This window comes from Cellulomonas sp. EB106-03-03-XG116 (assembly GCF_058792015.1).
Window position 1 is genome coordinate 16,534 of sequence record NZ_JBYTEP010000006.1, and the last position, 16,798, is coordinate 33,331.

Sequence of the window (16,798 nt, forward strand, 5' to 3'; positions counted from 1 at the left end):
AGGCTGAGGGCGTGACCGACGCATCGACCACCGGGGGCGGGCCCGGCGACCTCGCCCGGCTGACCGCGCTCATCCGCGAGTTCAGCGACGAGCGCGACTGGGGGCAGTTCCACGACCCGAAGTCGCTCGTCCTCGCCCTGGTCGGGGAGGTCGGCGAGCTGGCCGAGCTCGTGCAGTGGCTGCCCGCCGGCGACGCGGTGGCGCACTTCGCCGACCCCGACCGCCGGCGGCGCGCGGGCGAGGAGATCGCCGACGTCCTGGTCTACCTGCTGCGGCTCGCGGACGTGCTCGGCGTCGACGTCCTGGCCGCGACGCTCGACAAGCAGGCCGAGGCGCGGCGGCGGTTCCCCGCGGACGACGTGCGCGGGGTGGCGCCGCGGCGGGACTGAGCCCGCGTCACGCGGTCGCGCGACGCCGGGGCAGGCCGAACCGGTCCAGGTCGTGCGCCACGTGCACCGCGGCCGACCCCGCCGCGGCCCGCGCCTGCGCCCCGAGCGGCTCGAGGTCCTCGTACCGCCCGGAGAAGTGGCTGAGCACCAGCGTGCGCGCGCCGGCCCGCGCCGCGAGCGCCCCCGCCTGCCCCGCGGTCAGGTGCCGGTACTCCGCGGCGAGCTCCGCGTCCTCGTCGGCGAACGTGCACTCCGCCAGCAGCAGGTCGGCCCCCGCCGCGAGCGCCTCGGCGCCCGGGCACGGGGCCGTGTCCATGACGACCGCCACCCGCGCCGAGCCGCCCCGCGCGCTGCAGCTCACCCACCGCCGGCCCGGTGATCCCCGCCGCTGCGAGCCGGTCCGGCAGGAGCGTGCGCCCGCCGGGCTCCGCCACCCGGTAGCCGAACGTCTGCACCCGGTGCCGCAGCGGCTCCACGGACACCCCCTCCGCGACGTCGCCCGCCGCCCCGTGCGGGTGCAGCCGGAGGTCGAGCCCCGGCGTCGCGAGCCCGACCAGAGCGCGCACCACCGCCTCGCCCTCCGCCGGGTAGTGCAGGTGCACCGGGTGCTCCACCCGGTCCAGCACTATCCGCGACAGCACGCCGGGCAGGCCGTAGCTGTGGTCGCCGTGCACGTGGGTGAGGCAGATCCGGGTGATCGACGGGGGCGCGACCCCGGCCAGCGTGAGCTGGCGCTGGGTGCCCTCGCCCGGGTCGAACAGGTACGCGTCCCGGTCCCAGCGGAGCAGGTAGCCGTTGTGGTTGCGCGTGCGGGTCGGGACCTGGGAGGCCGTCCCGAGGACGACGAGCTCGCGCACCACGCGGCCAGTCTGGCGGGGCGGGCGAGTGGGCGCGAGGCCGATCCCGCCTCGCGGCGCCGCTACGTCAGGTGCTGGCACCCCCCGGTCACCGACCGCGGGACCTGGGGCCCCTCAACCCGGGCCGCGCGCCGGCCGATGAGCACCTCGACGCGGCCGCGCAGGTGCGGCCCACGGACGCAGGGGGACCACGACATGGCACGCTCTTCCGACTTCCGGCCCGCCGGCCCGGCACCCGACGCCCGCCCGACGACCGCGATCCCCGCGATGCCGCCGGCGGGGCCGCCCCCCGGGCCCGCCGCGTGGGCGCCGACGCCGGGCGGCCCGCCCGCGCCGGCGCCCGTCCGCCCCGCCGGCCGGCGGCGTGCGGTCGTGCTCGGCGTCGCCGGGCTGGTCGTGGGACTCGTCACCGGCATCGGGGTGGGCGGGGGCAGCGTGTCCGCCGCCTCCTCCGACGAGCGGGCCGCAGTCGCCGCGGAGCAGGAGCGCCTGGACGGCGTGGCCGCCGACCTGGACGCCCGCGCCGCCGACCTGGACGCGCGCGAGGACGACGCGGCGGCCCGCGAGCAGGCGCTGACCGACGGCGAGACCGCCCAGCAGACCACCGCGGACGAGCAGACTGCCCGCGCCGACGAGCTCGCGGCGCTCCAGGCGCAGCTCGACCAGCGCGGTGCCGAGCTCGACGCCACCGCCGCAGACCTCGCGGCCCGGGAGGCGGCCGTCGCGGCCAGGGAGGCCGCCGCGGCGGCTGCGCCGAGGTCCACCGGCTCCGCCGGCGGGAGCACCACCGCGTCCTCCGGTAGCGGGGCCGTCTACTACCAGAACTGCGACGCCGCCCGGGCCGCGGGCGCGGCGCCCGTCCGCGCCGGCGACCCGGGGTACCGCGCCGCGCTCGACCGCGACGGGGACGGCGTGGGCTGCGAGTAGCCGTCGGGTCGGGGGCGCCGCGTCCCGCGCCCCCGGCCCGCTCCTGGACGCGGCGTCACCACGACGCCGCGGGCGCACCCGGATGACCACAGGTGCGCGGACGGCGCGTCGTCCCCAGGCTCTCGCTCGGGTCCCCCCCGCAGCGCGGCCCGTCCGCGTCAGCCTGGAGAGACCGCGGCGCGCCGGGCGCCGCCGACCCGGGAGGCGAGCGCCGTGCCGCACGAGGCGAGCAGCACCCCGACCGCGTACCAGAGCAGGTCCGTGGCCACGAACGTCGTGCCGAGCAGGTACCGCAGCGGCGGCCACGCATCCGCTGCCGCCGCGGGGACGCCGGTGAGCTGCGCCAGCTCGACCGCCCAGCACAGCCCGACCGAGAGGCCGGCCCGGGCCGGGGTCGACCACCGGGGCACGGCCAGCCCGACGAGCAGCGTCACGAGCGCCGCGTACAGGGCGTCCCCGAGCGCGTCGCCGACGGCCCCGGAGCCGTACCGCGCGGTCGCGAGCCCCGCCGCCACGACGAGCGCGGCCGCCGCCGCGGTTCCCGCCCACGGGCGTCCGCCCTGGTCACGCCTCGTGCGCACCGCGCCACCTCCCGCACCGACGCTAGGCCGCCCGCGTGGCTCCGGGGCGGCGCGCCGAGCCGGGTCGGGAGGAGGTGTCGTGTCGGTGCCGTGTGCGACCGTTCCGCGGTGACCAGCACCACCCGCACCTCCCGCACCACCCGCTCCGCGCTCCCCGCCTCGCCGCGACGCCGGCCGCCCGCGCGGGACCGGAGGGGCCGCGCCGGCGGGCGGCTGGGCTGGGTGTGGCTGGTGCTGGTCGTCGCGGTGGCCCTCGGCGCCGGGATCCCGGTGTGGTCGGACGCCCGCGAGTCCGCGCGGTTCCCGGTCACCGCCGCCGACCTCGACCGCGCCCGCGCCGAGCTCGCCGGGCTGGACGTCAAGGGCCGCGCCCCGAAGACCGGGTACGACCGCGAGCAGTTCGGCCCCGCGTGGGCGGACGTCGACCGCAACGGCTGCGACACCCGCAACGACGTGCTCGCCCGCGACCTCACGGACGTGACGTTCGAGGACGGGACGCACGACTGCGTGGTGCTCACCGGCACGCTGGCGGACCCGTACACCGACGAGGTGATCGAGTTCGAGCGCGGCCCCCGCAGCGCAGAGGTGCAGATCGACCACGTCGTCGCGCTGTCCGACGCCTGGCAGAAGGGCGCGCAGCAGTGGGACGCGGAGACCCGCCGCCAGTTCGCCAACGACCCGGCCAACCTGCTCGCGGTCGACGGCCCGGCCAACGGCGCGAAGGGCGACGGCGACGCGGCGACCTGGCTGCCGCCGAGCACGGGGTACCGGTGCGCGTACGTCGTCCGGCAGGTCCGGGTGAAGGCGGCGTACGGGTTGTGGGTGACGCAGGCGGAGCACGACGCGATGGGCCGGCAGCTCGACGGCTGCGCGGTGGCGGCCGACTCTTCGTCGTGAGGTCGTCACCAGCGCGTGAGGTCGTCACGCAGGAGTGACGACCTCAGCGGGATGTGACGACCTCACGGGTCGCCCCGGCCTCAGAGCAGCGGCCGCTCCAGGATCCACGACCCGCCCAGCACCAGAGCCCCGCCGCACACCAGCAGGAACACCGTCACCCACACGCCGCCCGGCACCCGGGTGAGCCGGGCCAGGACGTCCGCGTCCGAGGTCCCGCGGCCGCGCGCCCGCCGGCGCTGGGACTGCATCTCCAGCACCGCGCGCGGCGCTCCGAGCAGCAGGAACCAGGTCACCGCGTACGCGACCGCGACCTGCACCGCGGCGGTCCCCCACCACGAGACGCCCACCAGCACGACGCCCGTCGCGAGCACCGCCCACAGCCCGTACCAGTTCCGGATCTGGACCAGCACGAGCACCAGCACGACGAGCAGCGCCCACAGCAGCCCGACGGCGTACCCCCGGCCGAGCAGCCACGCCGCCCCGAGGCCGAGCACCGCGGGGCCGACGTAGCCGGCGAACGCCGTCGCCACCATGCCCGGACCGCGCGGCTTGCCCACGGACACCGTGAGGCCCGAGGTGTCCGAGTGCACCCGGATCCCGGACAGCCGCCGTCCGGACAGCACCGCGACCAGGCCGTGCGCCGCCTCGTGCACGATCGTCAGCAGGTGCCGGGAGACGTGCCAGAGCGTCGGGACGGCGAGGCAGAGCAGCGCGGCGGCCAGCGTCCCGAGCAGCACGGCCTGGCCCGGCGCGGGCTGGACGGTGGTCGCGCGGTCCCAGATCTCCCCGGGCAGCGTGCGCAGGGCGTCGAGGAACCCGCTCACAGGCTGTCGAGGGTCACGTCGGCGAGCTCGACGGTCAGGTGCAGGCCGTCCGCCTCGACCACGGCGCCGGTCACCTCGGCGCCGGCCGGCAGCTGGTCGGTCACGTCGACCTCGGCGATCCGCGAGGCCAGGCCGTCGGGGAGCAGCCCGGCGTCGATCGTGAACCCGCCCAGCGACGCGCTGGTGATGGTCGCGACGAGCCCGTCGGCACCCGCGGGCGCGAGGGTCAGCGTCACGCCGACCGGGACGCCGGCGACGGCACCGGTGGCCACGAGGGCCTCGCCGTCGACCGTGAGCGCCAGGTCCCAGCCGGTGCGCTCGCGGAGCAGGGACTCCAGCGCGGCGGTCGGCACGGTCGCGGTCGCGACCACGTGCTCGGCGCCGCGCGGCTCCCGCACCGCCACCCCGGTGGCGACGACGTCGAGGTCCGTGACGTCGAGCCCGCGCAGCGTCGCGCCGGTGGCGGTGAGGTGCACGTCGTCGAGCGTGCCGCGGGCGAGCTGGGTGAGGAACGGGAAGCCGGTGACGTCGACCTGCGGGTCGGTGGCGCCGAGCTGGGACCGCACCGCGTCGGCGGCGACGTCCTCGGCGATCGAGTGGGTGACGCGGTCGGCGAGCAGGGTCCCGCCGACGAGGACGAGCACGGCGGCGGTCAGGCCGACCACGCATCCGACGCGACGGCGGGGGCTGCGGGTGCGGGTCACGCCCCGAGGGTACGGGCAGGCCACGCCGGTCGGGGCTCCGGACGACGCCCGGCGCAGGACCTTCACCCCGCCGACGCACCCCGGGCCCGCTGCCGATCGATCCGGGGCGTCGCCGGCGCCCGGTCCCCGCCCGGTTGCGGGGGTCCGGGGCCCGACGTTGACTCGTGGCAGGCATCCACCTGCGCCACGACGGGAGCGGACATGGGCATCGGGGACTTCGTCGACAAGGCCAAGAAGGCCGTCGCCGGCAACGAGGACAAGATCGCGGGCGCGATCGACAAGGCCGCCGACGCGGTCAAGTCGCGCACCTCGGACTCCACCGACCGCAAGGTCGACCAGGCCACCGCGAAGGCGCGCGACTTCCTCGAGAAGCAGAAGCGCGAGGGCACGCACGAACCGCCGGTCCGGCACCCGGAGCGCACCGACCCGCCCGCCCTCTGAGCCGCGGCATGGCACCCACGACGCCGGTCGAGACGCCGGTCCTGTTCGTCCTGCACGGCGCCCGCGGCGACCTCGCGGAGCGCATGGTCTACCCGGGCCTGGCCCAGCTCGCCTCGCGCGGGCTGCTGCCCGAGCGCTGGGCGCTCATCGGCACGGGCCGCAAGCCGATCGGCGACGACGAGCTCGCCGACCTGGTCCGGTCCTCGCTCGAGGAGCACGGCGAGCCCGGGCACGCCGACGCCCTCGACGGCCACGTGTCCTACGCGCTGACGTTCACCGAGGACGACCCGGGCGAGCTCGTCGACGCGATCCGGGACGCGCGACGCGACCTGGCGGGCGGCGACGACCGGGACGTCACCGTCGTGCACTACCTCGCGGTCCCGCCGTCGGCGTTCGCCCCCACGACGCGGGCCCTGCGCGCGCACGGCATGGCCGAGGGCGTGCGCGTCGTCTACGAGAAGCCGTACGGCACCTCCCCGGAGTCGTTCGAGGAGCTCGACGCCCTGGTGCACGAGGTCCTCGACGAGGACCAGGTGTTCCGGATCGACCACTTCCTCGGCAAGGAGGCGACCCAGAACCTGCACGTGCTCCGGTTCGGCAACGAGCTGTTCGGCGGGGTGTGGAACCGGCGGCACGTGGCGCAGGTGCAGGTCGACGTGCCCGAGACGCTGGACGTGGCCGACCGCGCGGACTTCTACGACGAGACCGGCGCCGCCCTCGACATGCTGGTCACGCACCTGTTCCAGATCGCGGCCGAGGTCGCGATGGAGCCGCCGACCGCGCTCGACGCCGACCACCTGGCGTCGGCGCGCGAGGCCGTGATCGGCTGCTTCCGGCCGCTGGACCCCCGGGAGGTCGTGCTGGGCCAGTTCGACGGCTACCGGGACATCGACGGCATCGCCGACGACTCGACGACCGACACGTTCGTCGCGGCGCGGCTGTGGGTGGACAACGACCGCTGGCGCGGCGTGCCGTTCCTGCTGCGGACCGGCAAGCGCATGGCGGTGTCGGCGCAGCGGGTCACGCTGGTGCTGAAGACGCCGGACGAGCTGTTCGGCGAGCCGGCCGGCCCGGGCCGCATCAGCCTGTCGCTGGCGGGCGACGGCGCCATCGACATCACGACGACCGTGAAGCAGCCGGGGCCGGACCTGCGGCTCGCCACGGGGACCGCGTCGCTGGGGCTGGACGACGTCGAGCCCGGCGACCCGATCGCGCCGTACGCGTCGCTGCTGCACGACGTGCTCGTGGGCGACCAGACGCTGTTCACGACGCCGCACGGGCTGGAGGCGGCCTGGCGGGCATTCGCCCCGCTGCTCGGGCCGGACCGGCCCGAGCCCGAGCCGTACGCGCCCGGTTCGTGGGGCCCCGCCCGGGCCGACGACCTGGCCGGCCCGGACGGGTGGGTCCTCACTCGTAGCTGACGGCGTCCAGCACCCGCATCCGGGCCGCCCGGGTGCCGGGCCACAGCGCGGCCAGCACCCCGACGACGACGGCCAGCCCGAGCATGCCCGCCAGGTTCCCCCACGGGATCACCAGCTCGGACAGGCCGTCGTCGGCGTACACCGACGGCAGGGCGGAGGCGAGCGCCACCCCGACCACCAGGCCGACGACGGTGCCGAACACCGCCGTGAGCACGGACTCGACGGTCACGGTGCCCGCGAGCTGGAGCCGGCCCAGGCCGACGGCCCGGAGCAGCCCGATCTCCCGGGTGCGCTCGATGACGGACAGCGCCAGCGTGTTCACGATGCCCAGCACCGCGATCACCACGGACAGCCCGAGGAGCGCGTACAGGATGACCAGCACCTGGTTGACCTGGTCGGCGATGTTCGAGACGAACTCGTCCTGGGTCAGCACCGAGATCACGACGTAGGGCGCCACCGCCGCGGTCACGGCGTCCTTGAGCGCGTCGGCGCCGACCCCGGGGGCGGCGTCGACCGCCAGGAGGTCGACCATCTGCTGCTCGGGCGGGACCAGCGCGTCCAGGACCTGGGTGCCGACCACCACCGGGGCGCCGATCACGTTGCTGGTGAACACCGCGCCGATGGTGACGTCCCGCGGGCCGGTGGCGCCGGCGATGCGCAGGGTGTCGCCCACGGCCCACCCCTGGTCGTCCGCCGTCGACTCCTGGACCGCGGCGTCGCCGTCGGCGAGCGACGCCAGGTCGCCGTCGATCGTCTCCGCCTCGATGGTGCGGTCGAACAGGTCGTCCCGGACCCCGGCGACGTACTGCGTCCCGGTCGTCCCGTCGTCGGCGGCCACCTCGAGCGGGGCGAACGCGAAGGCCGCGCTGGCCCCGACCTCCGGGAGCGCGTCGACCTCGGCGATCGCGCCCTTCGGGAGGTCCCGGGTGGCGGACTGCAGCACCACGTCGGCGTGCAGCTGCGACTCGACGACCCCGGCGACCGAGGCCTGCGCGGAGGCCGCGATCACCGACACGCCGCCGACCAGCGCCATGCCGATCATCAGCGCACCCGCCGTGTTGGCGGTGCGGCGCGGGTTGCGCACGACGTTGCCGCGCGCCAGCCGGCCGACGGGCCGGAGCAGTCGCACGAACGGCCACGCGAGCGCCCCGACGACGGTCCGCGCGAGGCTCGGCGCCAGCATGAGCACGCCGACCAGGACCGCGGCGGCGCCCGCCCCGAGGGCGGCGTCCAGCGTGTCCTCGCCGGTGTTCAGGACGGCGGCGAGGACCGCCGCGGCGCCGAGGCCGGTCAGGAGCGTGCCGAGGACCGCGCGCACCCGGATCGAGCGCTCGGGCACCGCGACGTCGTCGCGCATCGCCTCGACCGGCGGCACCAGGGCGGCGCGGCGGGCCGGCACGGCGGCGGCGAGGACGCTGACCACGGTGCCGACGACCAGCGAGACGCCGATCGTCGCCCCGTCGACCGGGATGTCCCCGGCCAGGTCCATGCCCATCGCCTCGAACACGGACTTGAGCCCCTGCACCAGGCCGAGCCCGCCGGCGATGCCGAGGGCCGAGCCGATGAGGCCGACGACGGCCGCCTGGACGAGGATCGAGGCGAACACCTGCGCCGGCGACGCCCCGACCGCGCGGAGCAGCGCGAACTCGCGCATCCGCTGCCGGACCGACATCGCGAAGGTGTTGGAGATGATGAACGCGCCCACGAACAGCGCGATCGCCGCGAACACCAGCAGGAACGTCGTGATGAAGCCGAGCATCTCGCCGATGGCGTCCTTGTTCTCGTCCCGCAGCTCCTGCCCGGTGACGACCTGCAGGTCGCCGGGGACGAGCGGGGCGATGGCGTCCACGAGCTCGGCCGGCGTGGTGCCGTCCTCGGCGTAGACCGCGATGTCGGCCACGTCGCCGTCGGGCGCGAACAGCGCGTAGCCGGTGCCGGGGTCGACCACCACGAGCGTCGCGCCGGCCATGGGCGCGCCCATGTCGAACCGGCCCACCACCTCCGCGTCCGACAGCTGCCCGCCGAGGACGACCTGCGTGGTGTCGCCGACCTCGAGGCCCGAGGACGCCAGCGTGGCCGTCTCGAGCGCGATCTCGCCCGGGCGCTCCGGGCCGCGGCCCTCGACGACGTCGAGCGACGGGTCGTCCGGCAGGTAGGAGAACACCAGGCTGGGCGCCTGGGTGCTCTGCACGGCGGTGCCGTCCGCGCCGACCAGGACGATCGAGCCCTGCGCCTCGGGGATCGCGTGGGCGACCCCGTCGAGGGCGGCGATCTCGTCCGCGAGCGACATCGGGACCGCGGGCCCGGCCGTGGTGCCCTCGACCACCGACGAGCCCTCGGCGGGCTCCGCGCGGACGTAGGCGTCGCCGGGGGTGCCGGCGTCGACGATGCCGTCGAAGGTGCTCGACATCATCGTGCGGAGCGAGAACGTGCCCGCGACGAAGGCGACGCCGAGGGCGACCGCCAGCAGGGAGAGCAGGAACCGGACGAGGTGGGCCCGGATCCCGCGCAGCGCCACCCGCAGCATCAGCGCGGCCCGTCGGCGGCGGCGACGGCGACCGGGGCGGCGGCACCGGCCGGGGCCGGGCGCAGGGCCGCGAGCGCGGCGAGGACGGAGTCCGGGGTGGGGTCGGCGAGCTCGCCGACGAGGCGCCCGTCCGCGAGGAACAGCACCCGGTGCGCGTAGGACGCCGCGGTCGGGTCGTGGGTCACCATGACGACCGACTGGCCGAGGTCGTCGACCGAGCGGCGCAGGAAGCCCAGCACCTCGCCGGACGAGGTCGAGTCGAGGTTGCCGGTCGGCTCGTCCGCGAACACCACCGAGGGCCGCGACACCAGGGCGCGGGCGCAGGCCACGCGCTGCTGCTGGCCCCCGGAGAGCTCCGTCGGCTTGTGGCCGAGCCGGTCCGCCAGGCCCACGGCCTGCACGACGGCGTCCAGGTGCGCCCGGTCGACGGGGCGGCGCGCGATGTCCAGCGGCAGCGTGATGTTCTCCAGCGCCGTCAGGGTCGGGACCAGGTTGAACGCCTGGAACACGAAGCCCAGGTGGTCCCGGCGCAGCCGGGTCAGCTTCCGCTCGTTCATCGTGCTGACCTCGAGGCCGTCCACCACCACGGTGCCGGCGTCCCCGCGGTCCAGGCCCGCCATGCAGTGCATGAGGGTCGACTTGCCGGACCCCGACGGGCCCATGATCGCGGTGAGCTCCCCGCGTGCGAAGTCGACGTCGACGCCGTCGAGCGCCCGCACCGCCGCCTCGCCGGAGCCGTACGTCTTCACCAGACCGCGCGCGCTCGCGATCGGCGTGCCGTCGTTCGTGGCCATGATCCTCATCCCTGGTCGTGGTCGCTCCCCTGCCAACCTGTGGATCGTCCCGCCCTCCCCTCGCACGCGGGCATCCGGGAGCACCCTGGTCCGTCCCTGATCCCGCCCCCGAGGGACCGAGGTCCCGACGCCGCCCGACTGTGGCGCGGGTCACACCCGCGGCCTACGCTGGGGCCGAGGTGCTCCGATGGCGTGGTGGCTGGTGCTCTGGCTCGTGCTGCCGGCGCTGACGTTCGCCGTCGTGCTCAGGATGATCCCGGGGGCGGAGTCGTCGCCGCGGCGGCGCGCTGCGCGCGAGCGCCGCCGGGCCCGGGTCGCCGGGGTGCTCGACCGGGTCGCCACCCGGGTGCGGCACGGCCGGCACGGCGCGCCGCCCGCGCCCGACCCGTTCGATGCCCTGCACGTGCAGGTCCGGCTCGGCATCGTGGCCGACCACCTGCGCCGGCTCGAGGAGGACCCGCACGCCTGGGCGCGGGCGGAGCGGATCATCGCCAGCCAGCTCGCCTACGACGCACTGCTCGCCGAGGCGTGCCGGCTCGCGGGGGTGGAGGTGCTGCCGCGGGCGAAGGGCGACCCGTGGGAGCGGATGCGCGAGGAGGTGGAGCTGGCGTCGCGCGGGTGGACGTGGTGAGGCCTCAGCCCGCGACGACCGCGAGCGTGCTCGACCCGTCGGCCCGCCGGCGCACCTCGATCCGCTCGGCCACGGCCTGCTTGAGCGCCTCGACGTGCGACACCACCCCGACGACCCGTCCCCCGGCCCGGAGCCTCCCGAGCTCGCCGAGCACGGCGTCGAGGGTGTGCGGGTCGAGCGTGCCGAAGCCCTCGTCGATGAACAGCGTGCCCAGCTCGACGCCGCCCGCCTCCGCGGTGACGACGTCGGCCATGCCGAGCGCGAGGCACAGCGACACGTAGAACGTCTCGCCCCCCGAGAGCGTGCGCGGGTCGCGCGCCGCCCCGGTCGTGTGGTCGACGACCCGCATCGCCAGTCCCGTGCGGCGGGTGCGCACGTCCTCGCGCTCGTCGCTGCGCTCCAGCTCGTACCGGCCGTCGGACATCTCGCGCAGCCGGTCGTTCGCGGCGGCGACCACGTCCTCGAACCGGCGCACCAGCACGTACGTCGCGAGCGACAGCGCGCGGGCGTTGTCGGCGTCCGCGCCGCCCGCGAGCCGCGCCATGCGGGTCACGGGGGCGGCCCGCTGCTCGGCCGCGGCGAGCGCGGCGGCGGACTCCGTGACGTGGCGTGCCGCGTCCGCGGCCCGCGCCGCGCGGTCCCGGACCGAGCCCACGAGCGCACCGGCGGCGTCGGCGGCACCCACGGCGTCGGCCAGCGCCTGCTCCAGCTCCGCCACCTCGGCGGCGAGCGCGTGCGGGTCCCCGGCGGCGAGGTCGGCGAGCTCCGGGTCGGCCAGCCCCTGCTCCACGCGGGCCAGCGCGGTGCGGTACGCCTCCACCGCGCGCTCCACCGCGGCCACGTCGGCGGCCTCGGCGATCGCGGCGCGGGCGGCGTCCTCGTCGCCGAGCTCCTGCTCCGCGAGCACGCGGTCGACCTCGGCGACCCGGTCGGCCACGGCGCGGGCGGCGGCGGCGCGCCGGTCGAGCGCCGCGAGCAGGCCGTCGGCCGCGTCCACCCGGGCCTGCTCGGCGCCCTGGCGGGCGAGGACCGTCGGGTGCCCGTCCCGCGCGGCCCCGACCTCGGCGGTGTCGCGCGCGAGCTCGTCCTCGACCCGGGCGAGGGCGTGCCCGGCGGCGACGTGCTCCTCGCCGAGCGCGGCGCGCGTGAGCCGGAGGTCGTCGGTGACGCGGTCGTGCTCCGCGACGTCCGCGCGGAGCCGCTCCCGCGCGGCCTCGGCCGCCCGCGCGGCGGCCAGGGCCGCCCGTGCCGCGTCGACCGCCTCCGCGGCGACGACGCCCTGGTCGGCGCGCAGGCCGCCGGTCCGCTCGCGGAGCGCGGCGCAGCGCTCGGTCCGGCCCACGACGCGGGCCTCGGCGGCACGCACGGCGTCCTCCGCGGTGCGGCGCGCGTCCTCGGCGGCCGCGACGTCCTCCTCCGCCACCGGCTCGTCACCGGCAGGCGCGGGGTGCGGGTGCTCGGTGCCGCCGCAGACCGGGCACGGCTCCCCCGGCGCGAGGCCGGCGGCCAGCTCGCCCGCGAACCCGGCGAGGCGGGCGCGGCGCAGGCGCGACTCCTCCCCGACCGCGGCGGCGGCGGCGTGCGCGGCGGCGGTCCGCGCGTCGGTGGCGGCGGCGAGCTCGGCCTCGGCCGCACCCAGGTCCCGCACGGCCCCGGCCACGGCCTCGGCGTCGGCCAGGTCGCGCGCGCGGGTCGGGGCGGTGGCGGCGAGCGCGGCAGCCGCGTCGAGGTCGGCCACGAGCGCGGCCCGGCCCTCCGGGCGCACCGCGAGCAGGTCGTCGGCCTCCGCCATCGTGCGGGTCCGCACGGCCTGCACCTCCCGGAGCCGGTCGCGGTCGCGGGCGCGCTGGGGGAGCGCGCGCTCGAGCCCCACGACGCGGGTCAGGGTGGCGACCTGCGCGGCCGCCGCCTCCCGCACCCCGGCGAGCGCCGCGGGCAGGCCGGGGTCGGCGAGCGCGGCCTCGGGGTCGGCGGGGGCGAGCCCGGCCGGGGCGGCGTCGAGCGCGGCGCGCAGCTCCTTGTCCGCGCCGGCGAGGGCGCCGCGGGCGTCGTCGAGCCCGCGCAGGACCGGCCGCGCCACCGCGGCGCGGCGGGCGCGGTCCACCCGCGCGACGTCGGCGGCGTGCTGCTCCGCCGCCGCCGCGAGCCGGGTGCGCTCCTCCACCAGCGCCGCCCGGCGCCGGACGAGCCGCAGCCGGGCGCCCGCGCCGTCGGACGCGGCGCGGGCCTCGGTCGCCCGCCGGGCGCCGGCGTCGGCGGCCGCGCGGGCGGCGTCCTCGTGCGCGCGCAGGGCGGCGAGCCGGTCGGCGACCAGCGGGGCGAGGGCGGCGACGTCCTCCGCGGCGGCGACGCGCAGCGCGGCGACGCCGTCCTCGTCCGCGGCGGACGCGCCGGCGAACCGCGCGGTGCACTCCTGCACCTGGGTCCGCGCCTCGGTCACGGCGCGCTGGGCGTCGCGGCGGAGCTCGTCCAGGCGCTGCTGCACCCGCTCGTAGACCTCGGTGCCGAAGATGCGCTGCAGCAGGCCGCGACGCTGCTCGGGGTCGGCGCGCAGGAACGCGGCGAACTCGCCCTGGGGCAGCACCATCGTCTGCACGAACTGGGCGCGGTCCAGGCCCACGACGCGGGTCAGCTCGGCACCCGCCTCGTCGAGCCGGGTGGAGAGCAGCTCGCCGGGCGGGTCCCCGGCGTCGACGTCCTCCCGGTCCGGGGCGGGGCCCTCGGGTGCCGCGGTGAGCCGCCACAGCTTCACGGTCGCCTGCTGCTTGGCGCGGCCCGTCCCGCGCTTCTTCGCGCGCTCGTAGGCCGGCGTGCGCCGCACCCGGTACACGCCCGACCCGGTCTCGAACACCAGGTCGACGACCGTCTCGACGTCGTCCGCGGCGAACGCCGAGCGCAGCCGGTCCTCGCTCGCCGACGCCGACGCGACCTTGCCGTAGAGCGCGAACACCACGGCGTCGATGACCGTCGACTTGCCGGCGCCGGTCGGCCCCTCGAGCAGGAACAGCCCGCCGGCCGACAGGGCGGCGAAGTCGACGGTGTGCCGGCCGGCGAACGGGCCGACCGCCTGGATGGTCAGGGTGTGCAGCCGCATCAGGCGCTCCGCTCCGCCGCGACGACCTGCTCGTAGGCGCGGCGGAGCACCGCGGCCTCGGCGTCGGTCGGCCGCGACCCGCTGACGTGCTGGACGAATTCCGCGGCGACCTCCAGCGGGTCGCGCGCGGCCGTCACCTCGGCGGCCCGGGGACCGTCGTCGCGGGCCGGCGGCTGGTGCTGCACCACGAGCGCGTGCGGGAACCGGGCCCGCACCCGGCGGTACAGGTCGGCGGGCCGGTGCGCGTCGGTGACGGTCACGCGGACCCAGTCGTCGAGGTGCGGCTCACCGGCAGCGCCGAGCAGGTCGTCGAGCGGACCGGTCAGGTCGGTGAGGCGGCGCGGCACGGGGGCCGGGACCAGGCGGACGTCCGGCACCCCGGACGGGCCGAGGCCCACCAGCACCGTGGACTTGGCGTGCCGCGCCTCCGAGAACGAGTACGCGAGCGGCGAGCCGGAGTAGCGCAGCACCGTCGCGCCGGCGCCGTCACCGACCCGCTGCGGGCCGTGCAGGTGGCCGAGCGCGACGTAGTCGACGCCGTCGAACACGGAGGCCGGCGCGTGGTCGACCCCGCCGACCCGGATGTCCCGCTCCGACTCGCTGGCGGCGCCGCCCACGACGAACGCGTGCGCGAGCACCACGGAGCGGGGCGCGCCCCGGCCGGCGACGGCGGACTCGGTCGCGCGCGCGGCCAGGTCGGCCCGGACCCGGTCCATCGCGGCACCGAGCACGGCGGCGTGCGAGCGCGGCAGCGGCCCGTCGGCGTCGGGCGCCGCGAGCGCGTGCCGGGCCGCGTCGGGGTCGAGGTACGGCAGGCCGTAGACGAGGACGTCGTGCCCGTCGCCCGGCAGCACGACCGGCCGGGCCAGGTCGTCGACGCGCGCGAGGACCCGGACCCGGTCCTGCATGAGGTCCGCGCCGAAGCCCAGTCGGATCGCCGAGTCGTGGTTGCCCGGGGTCACGACGACCGCGGCGTGCTCGGACAGCCGCCGGAGTGCGTCGGACAGCTGGGCCACCGACTCGACCGGCGGGATCGCGCGGTCGTAGACGTCGCCCGCGACGAGCACCGCGTCCACGCGCTCCTCGCGGACCACCTCGACGAGGTGGTCGAGGAACGCCTGCTGGTGGGCCGTCAGGTCGACGCCGTGCAGGGTGCGGCCCAGGTGCCAGTCGGAGGTGTGCAGGAGCCGCATGCCTCGAAACTAGCCGCCACCACCGACATCCCCGCGCACGGCGGGCGTCGCCTGTGGACGACGGGCGTGGCGGCCGTCAGGCGATCGCGCGCTCCGGCGCGGCGTCGGGCTCGGGGGCGAACTCCCCGGCCATGCCGAGCATGTCGAGCTTCTCGAGCACCTGCCGCTGCGGGTCCCGCAGCGTCAGGCCCTGCGCCGTCTCGCCGGCGGCCAGGTTCAGCTGCAGCACGAACGCGAGACCGGACGAGTCGATGAACGTCACGTCGGTCGCGTCGACCACGATCGGCGCGGTGCTCGCGAGCGCCTGCGCCATCGAGGTGCTGGCCTCGGCCCGCAGCGCACCGTCGACCTCGCCCCACAGCCGGACCACCGTGCGCCCGTGCGCGGCGGTCACGTCGATCCCCCCGACGGGGGCGGGATCCTCGGTCAGGTTCATGTCCTCGTTCTCTCCAAGTCTGCGTGGGGCCGCCCGATCATGGACCCCCGGCGTCGCGCGCGCATGCCGAACGCCGCGTCCCGGGGACCGCGGGAGGCGTGACCAGCGCGTCCTCCGTCCGGGACAACGCATCCGTCGCCCGCTTCGTTCCCGGCGCCGGGACGCGGTCTTGACCGAACCTTGACCGTCCGGTCGGGATGGTGGCGCCGAGGGTCAGGCCGCGCCGTCCGGCATCGGCTCGGTGACGTCCGCCACGGTGGCGTCCAGCACCCGGACGAGGTCGTCGCCGTCCACGCGCGCGCCGACCCCGTGGCCGCCCCCGCCGATCGACGCGGGGCGCCCGAGCACCCGCTCGTCGGCCACCACCGGCCAGGCGCGCAGGGAGCCGAACGGCGTGATGGTGCCGCGCTCGTACCCGGTGACCTCCTTGGCGGTCGCCGCGTCCGGCATCGACATCCGGCTCACGCCCAGCAGCGTGCGCAGCTTGGGCCAGGAGATCGTGCGGTCGCCGGGCACGAGCACGAACAGGTAGTCGTCGTCACCGCGCCGCACGACCAGCGTCTTGACGATGCCCGACGGGTCGATGCCACGGGCCGCGGCCGCCTCGGCGAGGGAGCGCACCGGGCCGTGCCGGACGATCTCGTGCGCGATGCCCGCGTCCGCGAGCGCCTGCGCGGCGCGCCGCTCGCCCTCGGTGGCCGCGCCCTGGTCCTGCTCGCTCGTCATGCCCGCCACCCTACGAGGCGGGTCCGACAGGGGCGCGCGACCACGGCCACCGGGACGTCGGCGGCGTCCCGTCGACCGCGACCGACCGGGTGGGACCGCTCGGGCCGACCCCGGCCACCCATCCACATCGTGACCCCGGACCGACCGCCCTCCGGACACCGCCGGGGCGCCCGCGCACGGGCCTCCGCGCGGCCCGGTGCCGGCGCCACCCGCGACCCCCGTGGTCAGTCGCCCGCCGCCGCCCGGCACGCCCTCGACGCGCCCGGTTGCCCCCGGCACCCACCCCTTGACCCTCACCCGAACGGGTGACCTACTGGCGCGACCAGGCGACGTCGCCCGCGGGACGTGCGGGCGAC

16 protein-coding genes and 1 pseudogene are annotated in these 16,798 nt (G+C 77.3%); 6 read left to right on the forward strand and 11 right to left on the reverse strand.

The genetic code is table 11. From position 1 onward, the window contains the following. Window positions 1-11: 11 nt before the first annotated feature. Window positions 12-389, forward strand: coding sequence for a nucleotide pyrophosphohydrolase (locus AC3WUG_RS04200; RefSeq protein WP_492326502.1), 378 nt, complete (start codon window positions 12-14; stop codon window positions 387-389). Between the two features lie 7 nt (window positions 390-396). Here the strand turns inward: AC3WUG_RS04200 and AC3WUG_RS04205 are convergent, their stop codons facing one another. Beyond that, the gene (locus AC3WUG_RS04205; RefSeq protein ID WP_492326503.1) at window positions 397-750 is read right to left on the reverse strand and encodes an MBL fold metallo-hydrolase; all 354 of its coding nucleotides are present in this window, start codon (window positions 748-750) and stop codon (window positions 397-399) included. Window positions 751-985: 235 nt separating this feature from the next. Further along, window positions 986-1,327 (reverse strand): annotated as a pseudogene (locus tag AC3WUG_RS04210) (MBL fold metallo-hydrolase); the annotation flags it as partial. Between the two features lie 114 nt (window positions 1,328-1,441). Between AC3WUG_RS04210 and AC3WUG_RS04215 the strand changes: the two are divergent. Beyond that, window positions 1,442-2,173, forward strand: coding sequence for an excalibur calcium-binding domain-containing protein (locus tag AC3WUG_RS04215; RefSeq protein ID WP_492326504.1), 732 nt, complete (start codon window positions 1,442-1,444; stop codon window positions 2,171-2,173). A gap of 158 nt (window positions 2,174-2,331) precedes the next feature. Here the strand turns inward: AC3WUG_RS04215 and AC3WUG_RS04220 are convergent, their stop codons facing one another. Beyond that, complete coding sequence (locus AC3WUG_RS04220) at window positions 2,332-2,754, reverse strand: ribosomal maturation YjgA family protein (protein ID WP_492326505.1); 423 nt, start codon at window positions 2,752-2,754, stop codon at window positions 2,332-2,334. Window positions 2,755-2,862: 108 nt separating this feature from the next. On the opposite strand from AC3WUG_RS04220, the gene AC3WUG_RS04225 reads away from it, so the two are divergent. Further along, entirely contained in the window at window positions 2,863-3,651 is a 789-nt protein-coding gene (locus AC3WUG_RS04225) for an HNH endonuclease family protein (RefSeq protein WP_492326506.1), read from the forward strand. An 80-nt stretch (window positions 3,652-3,731) separates the two neighbouring features. Here the strand turns inward: AC3WUG_RS04225 and AC3WUG_RS04230 are convergent, their stop codons facing one another. Continuing rightward, entirely contained in the window at window positions 3,732-4,475 is a 744-nt protein-coding gene (locus AC3WUG_RS04230) for a M50 family metallopeptidase (RefSeq protein ID WP_492326507.1), read from the reverse strand. Then, window positions 4,472-5,179 (reverse strand): LmeA family phospholipid-binding protein, encoded by a 708-nt coding sequence (locus AC3WUG_RS04235; protein ID WP_492326508.1) that lies wholly within the window; start codon window positions 5,177-5,179, stop codon window positions 4,472-4,474. The genes AC3WUG_RS04230 and AC3WUG_RS04235 overlap by 4 nt, the downstream gene beginning before the upstream one ends. Window positions 5,180-5,380: 201 nt before the next feature. Between AC3WUG_RS04235 and AC3WUG_RS04240 the strand changes: the two genes are divergently transcribed. Next, window positions 5,381-5,620, forward strand: a complete 240-nt coding sequence (locus tag AC3WUG_RS04240; protein ID WP_147795162.1) for an antitoxin — start codon at window positions 5,381-5,383, stop codon at window positions 5,618-5,620. Between the two features lie 8 nt (window positions 5,621-5,628). Then, window positions 5,629-7,041 (forward strand): glucose-6-phosphate dehydrogenase, encoded by a 1,413-nt coding sequence (locus AC3WUG_RS04245; RefSeq protein ID WP_492326509.1) that lies wholly within the window; start codon window positions 5,629-5,631, stop codon window positions 7,039-7,041. On the opposite strand, the gene AC3WUG_RS04250 is transcribed toward AC3WUG_RS04245, so the two are convergent. Both AC3WUG_RS04250 and AC3WUG_RS04255 read right to left on the reverse strand, forming a co-directional pair. Continuing rightward, window positions 7,028-9,568 carry an ABC transporter permease gene (locus tag AC3WUG_RS04250; RefSeq protein WP_492326510.1) on the reverse strand — a complete coding sequence of 847 codons (2,541 nt, stop codon included), beginning with the start codon at window positions 9,566-9,568 and terminating at the stop codon, window positions 7,028-7,030. The two genes, AC3WUG_RS04245 and AC3WUG_RS04250, sit on opposite strands and share 14 nt — an antisense overlap. Then, window positions 9,568-10,362 carry an ABC transporter ATP-binding protein gene (locus AC3WUG_RS04255; RefSeq protein ID WP_492326511.1) on the reverse strand — a complete coding sequence of 265 codons (795 nt, stop codon included), beginning with the start codon at window positions 10,360-10,362 and terminating at the stop codon, window positions 9,568-9,570. Before AC3WUG_RS04255 ends, AC3WUG_RS04250 begins: the two co-directional genes overlap by 1 nt. 187 nt (window positions 10,363-10,549) lie before the next feature. Between AC3WUG_RS04255 and AC3WUG_RS04260 the strand changes: the two genes are divergently transcribed. After that, complete coding sequence (locus AC3WUG_RS04260; protein ID WP_492326512.1) at window positions 10,550-10,993, forward strand: hypothetical protein; 444 nt, start codon at window positions 10,550-10,552, stop codon at window positions 10,991-10,993. A 4-nt stretch (window positions 10,994-10,997) separates the two neighbouring features. Here AC3WUG_RS04260 and AC3WUG_RS04265 read toward each other — a convergent pair whose 3' ends face one another. From AC3WUG_RS04265 to AC3WUG_RS04280, 4 genes are all read right to left on the reverse strand, one after another. Beyond that, window positions 10,998-14,087, reverse strand: a complete 3,090-nt coding sequence (locus tag AC3WUG_RS04265) for an AAA family ATPase (RefSeq protein WP_492326513.1) — start codon at window positions 14,085-14,087, stop codon at window positions 10,998-11,000. After that, on the reverse strand, window positions 14,087-15,280 hold the full coding sequence (locus tag AC3WUG_RS04270; protein WP_492326514.1) for an exonuclease SbcCD subunit D: 1,194 nt from the start codon (window positions 15,278-15,280) through the stop codon (window positions 14,087-14,089). The genes AC3WUG_RS04265 and AC3WUG_RS04270 overlap by 1 nt, the downstream gene beginning before the upstream one ends. 76 nt (window positions 15,281-15,356) lie before the next feature. Next, window positions 15,357-15,716, reverse strand: a complete 360-nt coding sequence (locus AC3WUG_RS04275) for an STAS domain-containing protein (RefSeq protein ID WP_492326515.1) — start codon at window positions 15,714-15,716, stop codon at window positions 15,357-15,359. 213 nt (window positions 15,717-15,929) lie between these two features. After that, window positions 15,930-16,442: an aminoacyl-tRNA deacylase gene (locus AC3WUG_RS04280; RefSeq protein ID WP_492326516.1), complete on the reverse strand. Its 513-nt coding sequence runs from the start codon at window positions 16,440-16,442 to the stop codon at window positions 15,930-15,932. Window positions 16,443-16,798 lie beyond the last annotated feature (356 nt).